The organism is Pelolinea submarina (assembly GCF_003966975.1).
GTDB lineage: Bacteria > Chloroflexota > Anaerolineae > Anaerolineales > Anaerolineaceae > Pelolinea > Pelolinea submarina.
In genome coordinates this window covers 2483087-2497410 of the sequence record NZ_AP018437.1, presented here as the reverse complement: position 1 = coordinate 2497410, position 14324 = coordinate 2483087, and the positions used below count along the sequence as shown (strand labels likewise).

General features: G+C 43.4%; 9 protein-coding genes. All 9 read left to right on the top strand.

Annotated elements, in window-relative coordinates; translation table 11 throughout:
* Window positions 1–429: 429 nt before the first annotated feature.
* The 9 genes from Pelsub_RS10975 to Pelsub_RS10935 all read left to right on the top strand — a co-directional run bounded on the left by Pelsub_RS10975 (window position 430) and on the right by Pelsub_RS10935 (window position 14310).
* Window positions 430–2364 (top strand): sensor histidine kinase, encoded by a 1935-nt coding sequence (locus tag Pelsub_RS10975; protein WP_116223693.1) that lies wholly within the window; start codon window positions 430–432, stop codon window positions 2362–2364.
* A 19-nt stretch (window positions 2365–2383) separates the two neighbouring features.
* Complete coding sequence (locus tag Pelsub_RS10970) at window positions 2384–3031, top strand: response regulator (RefSeq protein WP_158675080.1); 648 nt, start codon at window positions 2384–2386, stop codon at window positions 3029–3031.
* A gap of 228 nt (window positions 3032–3259) precedes the next feature.
* Window positions 3260–6025 (top strand): sortase, encoded by a 2766-nt coding sequence (locus Pelsub_RS10965; protein WP_116223695.1) that lies wholly within the window; start codon window positions 3260–3262, stop codon window positions 6023–6025.
* A gap of 337 nt (window positions 6026–6362) precedes the next feature.
* The gene (locus Pelsub_RS10960; RefSeq protein ID WP_116223696.1) at window positions 6363–6581 is read left to right on the top strand and encodes a hypothetical protein; all 219 of its coding nucleotides are present in this window, start codon (window positions 6363–6365) and stop codon (window positions 6579–6581) included.
* A gap of 254 nt (window positions 6582–6835) precedes the next feature.
* Window positions 6836–7375, top strand: a complete 540-nt coding sequence (locus tag Pelsub_RS10955) for a hypothetical protein (protein ID WP_116223697.1) — start codon at window positions 6836–6838, stop codon at window positions 7373–7375.
* Window positions 7376–7562: 187 nt separating this feature from the next.
* Window positions 7563–7937 carry a VOC family protein gene (locus Pelsub_RS10950; RefSeq protein WP_158675079.1) on the top strand — a complete coding sequence of 125 codons (375 nt, stop codon included), beginning with the start codon at window positions 7563–7565 and terminating at the stop codon, window positions 7935–7937.
* Between the two features lie 244 nt (window positions 7938–8181).
* Complete coding sequence (locus tag Pelsub_RS10945) at window positions 8182–9897, top strand: hypothetical protein (protein WP_116223699.1); 1716 nt, start codon at window positions 8182–8184, stop codon at window positions 9895–9897.
* A complete protein-coding gene (locus Pelsub_RS10940; protein ID WP_116223700.1) occupies window positions 9898–12024 on the top strand; it encodes an AAA family ATPase in 2127 nt (708 codons plus the stop codon).
* Window positions 12025–12045: 21 nt separating this feature from the next.
* Window positions 12046–14310 carry a WD40 repeat domain-containing protein gene (locus tag Pelsub_RS10935; RefSeq protein ID WP_116223701.1) on the top strand — a complete coding sequence of 755 codons (2265 nt, stop codon included), beginning with the start codon at window positions 12046–12048 and terminating at the stop codon, window positions 14308–14310.
* The last annotated feature ends 14 nt before the right edge of the window (window positions 14311–14324 follow it).

Sequence of the window (14324 nt, the reverse complement as noted above, 5' to 3'; positions counted from 1 at the left end):
TGGCCTGCTGCCAGGGCAGGCAAATCTCACCCTTACCATCAGGAAGGGCGCACCCTCGTCATATATTTACTTAAACTCCTAAAGTGATTCAAAAATCCAAACAGGGATTCCATCGCAATCATGTGAGGCGATGTTTTTTACCTTTTCTCCTCCCGGGGAGAATGATCTGGGAAAGACTTTGAGTTTTTACCAGCGAGCTTCGTCCATGATTAAGCAGTTCGTAAATTGACTTTCCATCGCCGAATTCCATAAAAAGGCTGGCAAAATTCATCATATCTTATTACGCCATCAATTTAATCAGTGAAATAGAAGGCGTAAATATGTTCGTGTATAATTAATTTTTCTTGAAAAGATGAGGATAATTATTACTATCGATTGATCCTTCAGGAAGATCACTTAACTTGATAGCCAATGAGCAAAAGATAATCAATGAACTTGGCAGCGGTCCTAAATATCACACCCTATGCACTGATGTACCTGATGGCAGCTATCATCAGCCTGACCGCTGCTTTATTGATCTGGTTCTATAAAAATAAAGAACTCGGAATTTACAAACTTGCCAAGATTTTATTTTTTATTAGTCTTTATATGTTTTTCTCTGCCCTTGAACTATCCGCCAAACAGGATGATTTTCGTATGCGGATGCTTGAATTTGGAGATGTGTTCAATGGACTTACGGATCTATCCCTGTTCCTTTTTGTAATGGATTACTACAAACCCTGGCCGTGGTTCAATAGAAAATGGCGCTACGCTCTGTTGGGTTTGATGACCGTGAATTTCGCTTTTACACTGACCAATAGGTTTCACAATTTAATTTGGATTGGGATAATCCCTTATGGCAGCCAGGGAGATAATCTTTCCCGATATACGACTGGGCCTCTGTTTCATTTCAGCAATTTCCTATATGTTGGACTCTGCATTGTCAGTTTCATATTGCTGCTGATTGAGGTTTTTAAAAGGAAGGGCACTGAACGGCGCTATGTAATTCTATTGACAGCTGCTTTAGCTTTGCCTTTTATCGCGTACCTGCTCTTTTCCCTGAATGTTTTACCTCTCCCAGGAGTTTCAGCATTGCCATTCGGCTATATACTATCCGCGGTATTCATAACCTGGATCGTATTCAACCGCATGCAATCCCACATTGCCTATCAGGCAGAGGGATTGAAAGATCATATTGTTACCCTGCAGCGTGAGATTGAGCACCGCAAAGAACTTGAAGGCAAGCTTCGCAAAATCCAGGCTGAACAGGCCGCTAAACTTGCCAGGCAGACCAATGAGATCGCGGGCATATACGATTTGATCCTGCTCAGCGCCGAGGGATTATCGCAGAAGGATCTGCTTGAACAGGCAATTCAAAAAATCAAGAAAGTCCTTTCTTGTTCTGCTATATGCTATTGCACAATGAATGAAGGGCAGCTTGTGCTCGAATCTCAGATTGGATTGCGCCATCCGGTAATTGAAAATATCATCGGGAATGGTCGTCTTGACAAGTTGGATATGTCCAAGATTGGTCCCATTGTATATCCCAATTCGGATGACCGGATGCCTGGCGGATTGACCGATCTGGGTTATCTCTCTGTTATGTATAAATACATATCCACGGAAAATTATGTAGGAGGATTCCTTTTCACATTATGGGAGCAGAAAAGCTCATTTTCGGCGGAAGAGACCAATTTCTTCAATGGTATCTGTGAAAGCTTCGCGCTGATCCTCGAAAACGCTCATCTTAATCAGGCGATCATGAATAAAGCGAAGCTTGAAGAACGGCGGAGGATCGCACGAGATCTGCATGATTCGGTTACCCAATCGCTGCACAGTCTGGCTTTTTCCGCCGAGACTGCCTCTGAACAAGCAAGGACGGGATCCAACGAGTTGGGCGAAGTGCTGGATTTGATCAAGACCAGCGCCTGGCAGGCTCTCAAAGAAATGCGACTTTTACTCTACGAGATGAGATTGATGGATTTGGAAAATGTTAATCTTGAGGAAGCGATCCGGGTCCGCCTGGATGCGGTGGAAAAAAGAGCCGGCATCCAGTATGAAATCCGGGTTTCTGATGATTTTAGAATTCCCCAGATATGTAGTACAGAACTTTACCCGATCGTGATTGAGGCTTTAAATAATTCCCTTAAACACGCGCGAGCAGAAAAGATAGACGTTCATTTTCAGGAAGAAGATGGAAAAGCTATGATCGTTATTCGGGATAACGGTGTTGGTTTCGATCCAACCGCCGCGACTAATGGGATGGGACTGCGAAATATGTATGAACGCTGCAGGAAGATCAATGCTGATCTGGAAATCGAATCCAAAAGCGGGCAGGGGACGGTGATCCGGATTATTCTGTCCAATATAGATGCGGACGGATAGCAGTCGAAGAAAGGCAGAAATGAAGGAAATTTGTATTTTGATCGCGGATGACCATCCACTAATGCGGGAAGCACTCCGTATCGGTATTAAAAGCGTACCCGGTATGAGGGTGATCGGTGAGGCTGCGGATGGCCGGGAAGCGGTTAGATTAGCCACCCTCGGGCAGCCGGATATTATCCTGCTCGACCTTTACATGCCTGCTATGGATGGGATGAAGGTTCTGGATGAGATCAACAGGCTGAAACAGGACTGCAAGGTTATCATTCTAACAAGTTCGCATGATGATGAAAACATCCAAAAAGCTGTACGTAAAGGGGCGTATGGCTACCTTTTAAAAGATTTTCCGCGTGAGACAATCCTGGAATGCATCCGTACGGTTGCGAGTGGAGAGAAGTATTTTCCTGCATGTGTGGTTGAAATGATGGCCAATGGCAGCCGTATGCAATCAGAAAGGACTGCCTGCCTGACCAGGCGGGAAGAGCAGGTATTGAACTTGATCGGGGAAGGTTTGGCAAACCAGGAAATTGCTGATAAGCTAAACTTGAGCCGTTCAACCATCCGTGTCCATATCTATAACATCCTCAAAAAACTACATCTTCAGAATCGATGGCAGGCCATGCAATACTCGATCAAGAAGCGGTTGAGCGAAGAAGAAAAAAACCTGTAAGTACCCCCATATCGAGTGATCCGTTCTATTGGTTATGTAGGCTATAAAGAGCCTGGAAATGTCTCAACGCGAAAATCCATGACCTAAATTTATCCGGTTTTTTTAGAAGAATAAACGCTACGGTGATGTCAGCAAAACCTGTTCTTGCTATACTTTTTCCTGAAATATATTAATAATTATTAAGGTCAATAATTTTGGTGAAAAATTATTGCAAAGAGAAGGGCTGATATGAAGCGTGGATTATCTATTTTACTTTCTATTGGTATCGTTTTATTAAGCTGGATGACAACACCGTCGAGTGTGTACGCGGAATCCCACACGCTCAATGATGGGGATCATTTGAACCTCGCGACCGGTGTGGTTACCAAAGCTGATGACTCGACAGAAACGCTTACACTTAGCGCCGGAGATACGATCAGTGTGACAAGCGGAGCAGAGGTTGTCATTACCGGTACAAAAGCGGACCTTTATATAAACTGCGGTGCAGGCACAACATTGACCCTGGATTCTGTTGTGATCATCAATACCTCACTGGCGTCTGGTGCGGCACCGCTTAAGTTCAATGGAAGCGGTAATAAACTTATCCTTGAAGGCGAATCAACTTTAAAGAGTTATGCGTTGCCCTACGCAGGTACATATGTAATACCAGCCGTAGATGTAACAGGTTCAGCTGCGCTGACCATAGAAGGGACGGGTGAACTTATAGCCGTGGGGGGGGGAGGGGTTAACTACGGCGGCGCAGGAATTGGCGGCGGCAAGAACCAGAATGCAGGAACAATCATCATCAATGGCGGAGATATCACTGCGGTAGGCGGTTATCATTCTGCGGGAATTGGCGCTGGTGAAAATGCAACAGGGGACAGCGTGAAAATCACTATTAATGGGGGGACTGTCCATGCCACCGGCGGCAACCGGGCTGCAGGGATAGGCGGTGGTAATGGGACCGATGAATCGACCGGCGGCAGTAATGGGGGCACTATTACGATCAATGGTGGTGACGTTACAGTGAAGGCCGGAACTTATGGTGCCGGTATCGGCGGGGGAAATATTGGCTCAAGCGGTACTATCAAAATCTACGGGGGAACGATCACTTCTGAAGGGACAACAGCCTACGGCGCAGGTATTGGCGGTGGTAATAGAGGTGCCGTGGGAACGATCGAGATCCACGGCGGCACAATTGTTGCCACAGCAGCAGAGGGCGCTGCGGGAATTGGCGCCGGCTTTAATGGGGCAGGCGGTTCAATATCCATTTCTGGTGGAAACATCACTGCAACGACCGTGAATAACGGTTCCGGGATCGGCGGCGGTATGATGAACGGGAATTGCGGAAATATTAACATTTCGGGCGGCACAATTGAAGCCACGGGCGTGGGAACTGGTGCGGGGATTGGCTGTGGAGGCGGGGTGGCGGTATCATCAGGTGTCATTACTGTTTCCGGAATGCCCCGCATCTACGCGGCAGGCACTACTAATTTGTCTGCAACGCGCACGAATATCAGCGGTTCCGGTTTTATCTGTATGAGATCATCCATGATGACCGGCAGCGTGAATACGAGTTCGCATGCACAAGATAACAGCCTGGATATCGATGCTGGAGCAAGTACAATCAATGGCTATTCAGTGCCTTCTTCCTGGACAGGAAAAACAAATTCAGGTTATTTCACGGCCACCGGCGGTCCCCGCCAGGTTGCCTTTGAAGAAAACGGCGGCACGGCGGTGGATGACCTGGGTGTGGTTGATGGCAGCCAGCTCACTCCACCTGATTCCACCAAAGCAGGGTATGATCTAGCGGATTGGTATCTCGATTCGGGTTTCAACACGCTATGGAATTTCGACACGGATACGGTTGATAGTGATATCACGCTCTATGCCAAGTGGCTTACAGCTGATCTTTCATCCAATTTATTGATCGACAATGATTCGAGCGGTGAGGTGGTTGGAACCATTGGCACTTCATCCGGCGGTTTAACGCTAGCTTTGAGTGATAGCGGTACTTATTTAGACAACCAGTTTTTCACAACCAATGGCAACCGGTTGGTTTTCTCTGGTAATGCGGATATAAACAACAAGTCAACCTATACGATCAAAATTAAAATAACCACAGCAGGTGGTGTAACGAGAAGCGCAGTATATACCATCACTGTAAAAAGGGATGGTAATACCAACGGTGGATCTACCAATCCAGATAGCTATTCCCTTACTAAGAACTCCAGTATTGAGTCGAATCCTATGGAAAATGATGAAGTTTCCACATCCGGCAGTACCTGGAGCGGCCATTGGATCATCAGACAGCCATCGCATGGCAGCGCCGAGATCGGATCGATCATCTATACTCCCGATAAGGACTATACCGGTTCGGACTCTTTGACCTATATGGCATGTGATAACGCTAATTATTGCATGCGCGGCAGTGTCAGCTATACAGTGGGATCAGGATCTGGGAGCGGCGGCGGCAGCGGATCAAGCAGCAGTTCTGCTGGTGATGCTCTGCCCTACACGGGATTCCCTGTTGGTTCTGTCACAGAATTGGCTGTACAACCTGCTGATGCAAGTTATCTTGAGACGGAGATGCAGCTTGAAATCCCTGTTCTAGACGTCTTGATACCGATCGTAGGTGTACCGGGTACAGAATCGGGATGGGATGTAACCTGGCTTGGAGAAAACGCCGGATATCTGGAAGGAACGGCGTTCCCAACTTGGAAAGGCAACACAGTGCTGACAGCGCACAATTACAAGTCGGATGGGTTGCCGGGGCCTTTCAACAAACTGGAAACGTTGAATTACGGGGATTTGATCACAATCCATGCGTGGGATCAGGACTATGTTTACGAAGTACGCACTCGGGTTATTGTCAATCCTAAGGACACCAGTTTGCTCAACACATCAGAATACGACATGGTCACACTGATCACCTGCAAGAATTATGACGAAAACTCCGGCAGCTACTTGAATCGCGTTGTGGTGCAGGCGGTACTGATTGATATTGAACAATAGGATGAATTGATCATAGTTGTATAAACTAAACCGAGAGGAATCTCCTCTCGGTTTTTTCTTTAATTTAATTAGAAAACGATCGAGTAGATGCGTGAAGTTGGTATTTTGAGCTAGCTTTATTGGGCTTAGGTGCAATTGCGGGTGTAATCCCTATGGATACAATAGACCCAATGATGAAAATAACACCGACCTTATGTGTTATGTGTCTAAATTAAGTCGTAGGACTCGTAAGCCCTGGGTCGTGAGTTCCCTGGCCTGATGCCAGAGTCACCCCCGCCATATCTTGTTTTAATCAATCTCCCAATTCATATATATAATGAATTCTACGGAGAGATTAATGACAAAGAATAGATCGCTAAACCACATCCCAAAAACGCACACAATCAAGAAAAATACGGCAGAAGAAATATTTAACCTTGTTTATCCTGGAAGCGATAAGGAATTTAAGAAAACCAAGGTCAAAGAAATTGAGAACTGGCTGGCAGAAGGTTATTTCTTCGGGAATGAGAATCCAGTGGAGTTGGCAAGAGAATGGCAGGAATATTCTCAAGATTAATTCTCGAGAATTGCCTTCTTGGGTGCATTGTTGGTGCAAAGCGAGGAGATGCCACCGTGAGGTGGGACCTCGTAGTCCTTTCCTCTTGGAAAGGACGAAGATCCTCGAAGTAAAACGGCTTCAGGCCGTTTTCACTTCAAGGAACGCCGCTATTATGAAGGGCGCCCTTCGTCAAATATTGTTTTTATTTTATAATTTAAGCAATCATTCGAATAAAAATCTCATGTATAAATCTGCTTCTTGACGGAGGGAAAATGAATAAAAGAGCATTAGGAATTATCGGGGGAATAATCTCATTAATTATCGGAGGAACTGTCTACAACATAAGCCAGGAAGACGTTGCCAATAAGTTTTCCGAAGAAACCGGTATGTCACAAAAAGAAGCTGAACAATATGTTGAAAATATCCCTGATGATGAGTTGGTTTCATTTGACGAATTAGGCTCGGATCTTATTGAAGATGGACAGGATATTTTAAGTTTATCATCTGAAGTAGATTGTGTTACTTATTACTATGAATGGGAAACTGAATCGTTAACCTGTACAGAGGGAAAGTCGCAGTTCAGAAAATTTGGGGATAGCGAAATAGCCTTAGGGAAGGCATACAAAGAATTAAGTTCCGAATCAGCATCCACAGAAGATATTTATTCCGCTATTCGCCTTATTGATGAAGTCAATGAAAATTATGATTTGGAAATTATTAAAAAACTTATGGATAATTCAGATATCGATGAGGCGGTAAAAACCAACTTATATAATAAGGCGTTGCTTCGAGCAGTATTGGAGAGCGATTAGCCCTTTTTTTTAGGCTGAAGAGCGATAAAAACTTGTATTTCTGAAAAGTTTCATTAATACCGATGCAGGCAAATCTCACCCCCGCCATTTTTTTGGTTAATCTCCTGTTATAAATAAGCAATACTAAAACGTAAGATTAATTCTTCGAATGAAGGGAAGTACGATGGAAAAACCTGTGGAACAAAACATGACATTCAGATTTGAGCTCTTTGTAGACGACTTGCCCGCATCGATCGACTTTTACCATCGGGTACTTCAATTTACAGTTGGTGAGCAGCATTCAGATAAATTTACACCGATCACCAATGGGAATGTCCGCATCGGATTGAACCTGCGTTCGGCCTTACGGGTCGATCACCCCATCCAGGCCGTTGAGGGTGAACGACTCGGCCGCGGTATAGAGATGGTCCTGGAAGTCGATGATGTTGCTGCCATGTACGAGCACGTGCTTTCCGAGAATTGGCCTTTGGCCGCTGAGTTGCAGCAAAGGCCCTGGGGATTAACCGATTTTCGTGTGGTGGACCCGAGCGGCTATTATCTCCGTATCACTTCGCGTGTATAACCTTTTTTCAGTGCATACAAATCCCACCTTTGCCACGAAATTTCTATTTAACAGGTAATCAGACTGGATAAGAATATCCAGTTATTAATAAATGATATAGAGTTCTGCACGGAAAAGAATTCCACGCCTATCGAGAAGTGTTATTGTTCTGAATAACAATGGGGGAATGATGTCCCATTTTTGATAACCATAAAAGAAAAAATGACATTTTCCATTTTCCATTTTTAATTTCACATGAAACTACATGAAAAGACAGGTTTTTTCCATGTATTTTTCAAAAAAAGCACTGTATCATTACCTCATCAAACCAAAGCGGAATGAGGAGGAATTAACAATGAAGTATATGGGTTTTATCGAAGATCTGAGATATCGCACAGATGAGTATAACGACAGCTTCAATACCGAGGAAGAAAATCGATACCCCAAAAAACAAAAAGAGCTTTGGGCGCCAATAAACCGCAATAAAGCCATTACCCAATCTTCGTTTGGCTATGACCATGAAAATTGTTTACGCTTATTAGCGGAAAACGGTTATGATGGCGAACCTGTTTCATCAAGAAAAATGAATACAGCCCGCAGATGGTTTGAAGATAGCAAGGATCATAATTTCCCTCCACAAGAAGATGTCTTGCGTATGGGAATCTTCTTCTGCCTGGATTTCTACACATTATTGCACTGGGTCTTGAAGGCTGATTTTGAAGAATTCCTGATCAAAGGGGATGAAGAATTCAAAGTCAATGTTGGAGAATCCATACTAGCGATCATCGAAAAATATAATCTGAATGAAAAATTAATATTTCAATCAAAGTTGAAAGAATTCCAGAAAAGTTTAGATAAAAGAACTTTATATCTATTATTTGAAGATCACTGGCATTTGGCCTCAACTGAAGTATTAAATTTCAAGAACTTTTCGGCTGTGATCGACGATTTTTTCAAAGAGGATTTGATCTACTATGAAAACTACAGCGAGAAGATCACCAACTTTGCGAATTATCAAAAAGAGATCATCAGAGAATCTCAGTTCGGTTCAAATGATGACCAGGAAACCCTCTGGCGCTACCGGGGCATTTGGCAAACACTCACCGAAGATTTGGACACCATTTACATCGACATTGAAAACACAAGATTAAAAAACGCCGATGTTGAGCAGAATTACCTCAAGAAATTTGGGGCGCTGATCATTGAACTGACAGAGCAGGAGAATGATGCCAAGCTGAATAATGAACGTTTATCAGTGGTGCTTCGATCACCGAGATATCTATCAGATGAAGAAATCGAAAAGCAGGTTTTTGAAACGCGGGAAAAGCTTAAGCAAGATCTTGCGGACCTCAAATTAAAAGAAGCTTCTGCCAAACGGAATTCACTCATGGATGAATGGAAGAGTCAGGGAATTCCCGTCAGTCCGGAACAATTAGCGAAAGAAAAAGAGCAATGTAAGAAAGAAATTCGCGATATTAGAAAAATGATCTATCCGGACGTTTTAATACACGACCCGGTTTACGCAAAATTGAGCAAAGAACAGCAAGAAGAATTAAAAGATATTTTGATCGAGGCCTTGAAAATCGATAACTCGGAATTGGGATATCCACCCAATTTTGTAAATCATGACATGCGTTCCCTGGAAGGGCTGCGCAATGTGCGTCGAAGAATTGAAGAAATTCTTAATATGAAAAACATCCAAATCGATCTCCGGTATGAAATTCAAGGAGAAACGATCTATGAAAAGATCGCCTGGTTGGAAAATGAGATCGTCATTTTGAAAAACCGTTTGAACGCAGCCAAAGGTCAACTAACAGCAATGCTGACTGATGTAGGAATTCAATCCAAACTTGCTTTACTGAATAACCAGGACAAGCAGGAAATGTTCACTGAGAAAATGGAAAAAAAGATAGCGTGTTTAAAAGAAGAAAATGTCGCGCTAAAGATAAAAATTGAAGTTGAGAATAACAAGAAGAAATAGATGAAAATGTTGAAGATCAATGATCTTTTTCAAAAGGTAAATACATATTTTCCTGATGAAAATATCAGCGTGTGTATTTCGTTGCTGACTTGGGCAAAAGATCCCGAATGGTCGCAAGACCTGAAAGACCTATTGGAGCCATGCGGCCTTGATTTCGGTTCTTTGATCCACATTCTGGAAGCACAAAAAAGTAATCATTCACAAAAAGATAATAAGATTTTTTCACAGGCGATCGGTAAAGGAATTAAAGGAGAACCTTTAGCCGCAGCATTGCTGCTGGCGCTGGCAGAGATGCCCCAACATCCCTTGACCCAATCATTCGTCCGGAATGGCCTGGATCTTCAATGCTTGAAAACATCTCTCGAAAACATCGAAATAAGCCAATCCGTATTAATGATGGTGGTCAGTGAAGTAGAAAGCAAAATGCCAACGCTTCATCAATATGGTAGAAATTTGACAGAATTGGCAAAGCAAGGCGATTTTGATGATCTCTACCCCCGTGAAAAAGAACTTGAACAATTGATCCTGATCCTAATGAAAACGCAAAAGGGAAACGCCGTCATTACAGGTCCGGCAGGTGCCGGCAAAACAGCCCTCGTAGAACTTTTCGCGCGGGCAATTGTAAAAGGATCCGTACCCAGCCAGCTGGCGGATTCCAGCGTCTTTGAGGTTTCCATATCAAAACTTTTGTCCGGAACAATTTATCGAGGACAATTCGAAGAGAGAATTGATAAATTACTCGCAGAACTAAAGTCGAATCCATCGGCGATCCTATTTGTAGACGAGATGCATCTGCTTTGGGGAGCAGGGCGAACCAGCGAATCAGCTATGGACGCTTCCAACATCCTCAAACCTTTCCTGGCCCGGGGCGAGATCACCATGATCGGGGCAACAACCACCGAAGAATATCACCGCTACATTGCTCAAGATAAAGCCCTCGATCGCCGATTCGAAATGCTGCCGCTGGAAGCTCCATCCGGCGCGCTATTGTTGAATATGGTCAAAAGCATGGCAAATGCATTTCAAGAACGAACAGCCATCATCATCCCGGATAAAACGGTTGAAGCAGCTATCCGATTAACCGATCAATATCTTCCTCACCGCAGCCAACCGGATAAGGCTATAAACTTGCTGGACCTGGCCGTAGCGAAAACACAAATGATTGCAGAAACACAGGTCACAGAGATGCTGCTCATGAACCTGCTAGCCGACCAAACCGGTCAGCCCATTGCTGAATTGGATGACCAAAAACAAAGCGCTTTGCTCGGTATGGAAGAGCGAATAAAAAAACAGATCATTGGACAAGATTACGCCATAGAAAAAGTGATGCAATCCATCATTTACAGAAGGCAATTTACTTTTTCTGGCAATGAAAGAAATATTGGTACTTTTCTCTTTGCCGGCCCAACCGGCGTAGGCAAAACAGAACTGGGACGTATTCTGGCCCGTGAATTTTATGGGAACACAGATCGCCTGCTGCTCATTGATCTGGCTGAATATACCCATTCTGCAACCCTATCGCGTTTGATCGGGGCAGCCCCTGGCTTGGTGGGGCACGAGCGCCCTGGCTTGATCGCGGATTTCTTACATGAACATGGCAGCGGCGTGATCATTTTTGATGAGATCGAAAAAAGTCATTCGGACATTCGCGATTTCTTATTGGGTATTTTGGATAATGGACGCGTTCGTGCGGGTAATGGCGAATTGATGTCGACGAGAGGATGCATCATTGTTGTCACCACTAATGTACTTACACAAGATGATCTTGTCTCAACCGGCATGGGATTTGTTGGCATGAAAGAAAAAAAGTCCGTGACAGCTTTGTTGAAAAATTATTTCCCACCAGAATTTTTGGGACGTTTTGATGAACTCATTCTTTTCAATCACCTTTCTCAGAACGACATCAAAATGATCATAGAACTTCGTCTGGACGAGATCCTCGTACAATTCACTACCCAGGGTTACGAAGTCGATTTTGATCGGGACGAGATAGTGGCATTGGTACTAACTCATCTTGAAGACCATGGAGCCAGAAGCGTAAAAAGAACCATAGAACAATATTTCCTTCAACCACTTGCAGTCCAAATGCTTTCGGGCAAGAAGCTGCATTGGCAAGCATCGACTTAAATATGGAAAAAGGTGAAACAAATGAATGAAAAGAACAATCAACTGATAGAAAATCCAACATCAAATAACGCCTTAGTATCCCTTCACTCATTTGAAGCAGAAACAAGACTCGCCTGCCTGCCTGAACACAAACTCAAACCCATCATCGGATATCGTACAGATTCATATCACCCCATCGATGAAAACTATAAACTGATCGTCAGCCCCAATGATGAAATTATCGCCGAACAGTGTGGGAAAGCGATCTATCTTATGCGGCGAAATACACTCAAAGTCTTTCAGGTGATTTCGTTAGAGGGAATTAGAACGTCATTTGTCTTTACACCGGATAGTAAAAAATTGATTGTTGCAGATTCAAAGGGTAAAGTTTCGATTTGGGAAATTGAAAGCGGTGTTTGCCAAAATGTGATCGATACAAAGAGAGAATCCGTTAAAAAGATCCATATCAGTAAGGATGGGAGAACATTGTTATTGGATGCCAGAACTCTGGTCGAACTTTATAAAATCAATACCGGAGAATGTATCGGATCGTATGAATCAAAAGCGGATTTATTAGGGTTCGGTCCGGACGATCAAACTTTTGTCCGAACAGATAGTCACTCAATAGAAGTCATCGATATTCATGATGGGAAATTATTAAGAACATATGATTTTTCCTATATCGCAGAAGCTGTATTGAGTCCGGGAAATAATCAAATACTGGTAGTGGATGCAATCGGGAAAAAGAAAATTCTTGATTTGAAAACCGGTCATAGTTGGGAGATCCAAATAATTTCGCGATTTTCAAGCGGATCGATGGCCATTCATTCGTCAGGGAGGTACATCATCCTTTGTAGTCAACAACATGAGAACTACCTCGAACTTTGGGACCTTGAAAACGATAGCAAGATAGATATTCCCGGGAAATGGGAAAATGTTCAAATCTGCCAAAATGAGAGAACTTTTTTCGCGAAAGAAGCGAATATGGGAAAATTTTCTTTTTGGAATATCAAGAATGGCGAAAAATTATTTGAAATCAATCCGGACGGCAACCTTAATGTCGTTGAACCAGAAATATCAAATGGGCATGGGTTATTGATCACTTCCGGTTACAAGGAAGGCGCAACACTTTGGAACCTGAAAACCGGCCACGATAAACACCATTTTACAGAATACTCAAGACAAGTCTTTAATGCATATTTTTCACAAAATGGTAAATTCCTTCTGACAGATAATTTGCCCGACAGGATCAATTTGTGGGAAACGGAAACAGGAGAATGTTTACGGAGATGGAAAAAGTTTCCCTATCAATTGAGATTAGCCTTCGCGCCGGATAATCATCTGTTAGCGTATATTGTTGGCGGAAAAATTATTATTGAAAATGTTTTTTATGAAGACGAAGAGTTAAGATTGCCGGTCGGTAACGATCAGGAGAAAATGATAAAGTTCAGCGATGATAATCATTTCCTTTATCATTTTTCAATAAATCCCCCAGAGAATTGTTTTACATATACCATCTACCAGGCAAGAACAGGCGAATTGATCGAAAAATATCGTCATGAAAGCGATATTAATAATGATACGAAATATGATATCGATTTTGCCAGGGCGCACCTTTATACGATCGATGGCGGACGAATTATTCAAACCGACCTGATAACGGGCAAGATCATTCAAACTTTTCGGGGACCGGTCGAAGACTTTGATCGTTTTCTGATCACATCCATGGCGTTTGACCCCAACGGAAAATGGCTTGCGGGGGCTTATCAAAAATCACACGTTGCCTTTTGGGAGATGGCTGGTGATGGAAAACCACAATTGATCGTGGATACCACCACCATGAATCCGAATGGGATTCAAAATCTATGCTTCATGAAAGAAGAAGTATTGATGATCTGTAGTGTGGACGGTGTAATTAATTTTTGGGATATCGCACGAAAGAGCCTCCTGGCAAAACTATATTGTGTGAAAGAGGGTTACCTGTGGACAACACCTCCGGATGAATTCGCACCCAATGGCTGGCTGCACACGAACCGGACAGACTTAATCTCATTAACCTCCGCAGCGGAAGATGGAAAAGTGATCGAATACATCTCCGAAGAAGACCCGCGTTGCAAAGACTATTTACAGATCTACAACGATCAGGAGATGGTCATGACCCGCCTGAATGATTATGAGCGATACCAGGAACTCCTGAAAAACAGGATTCAAATGAAAGACCAGACAGAACACAAATTGTTGGAAAAAAGCAGAAATGATGCTCAAAATTTGTTATTGAGCGCCGGAAAAATGCAGAAAAGCATATAGCCTTCATCTCGGAG

Excerpts from the sequence above, each read along its gene's own strand:
- Pelsub_RS10970 (WP_158675080.1), top strand. The coding sequence starts at position 2,384 with ATGAAGGAAATTTGTATTTTGATCGCGGATGACCATCCACTAATGCGG.
- Pelsub_RS10955 (WP_116223697.1), top strand. The coding sequence starts at position 6,836 with ATGAATAAAAGAGCATTAGGAATTATCGGGGGAATAATCTCATTAATT.
- Pelsub_RS10960 (WP_116223696.1), top strand. The coding sequence starts at position 6,363 with ATGACAAAGAATAGATCGCTAAACCACATCCCAAAAACGCACACAATC.
- Pelsub_RS10965 (WP_116223695.1), top strand. The coding sequence starts at position 3,260 with ATGAAGCGTGGATTATCTATTTTACTTTCTATTGGTATCGTTTTATTA.
- Pelsub_RS10945 (WP_116223699.1), top strand. The coding sequence starts at position 8,182 with ATGAAAAGACAGGTTTTTTCCATGTATTTTTCAAAAAAAGCACTGTAT.
- Pelsub_RS10975 (WP_116223693.1), top strand. The coding sequence starts at position 430 with ATGAACTTGGCAGCGGTCCTAAATATCACACCCTATGCACTGATGTAC.
- Pelsub_RS10940 (WP_116223700.1), top strand. The coding sequence starts at position 9,898 with ATGAAAATGTTGAAGATCAATGATCTTTTTCAAAAGGTAAATACATAT.
- Pelsub_RS10935 (WP_116223701.1), top strand. The coding sequence starts at position 12,046 with ATGAATGAAAAGAACAATCAACTGATAGAAAATCCAACATCAAATAAC.
- Pelsub_RS10950 (WP_158675079.1), top strand. The coding sequence starts at position 7,563 with ATGACATTCAGATTTGAGCTCTTTGTAGACGACTTGCCCGCATCGATC.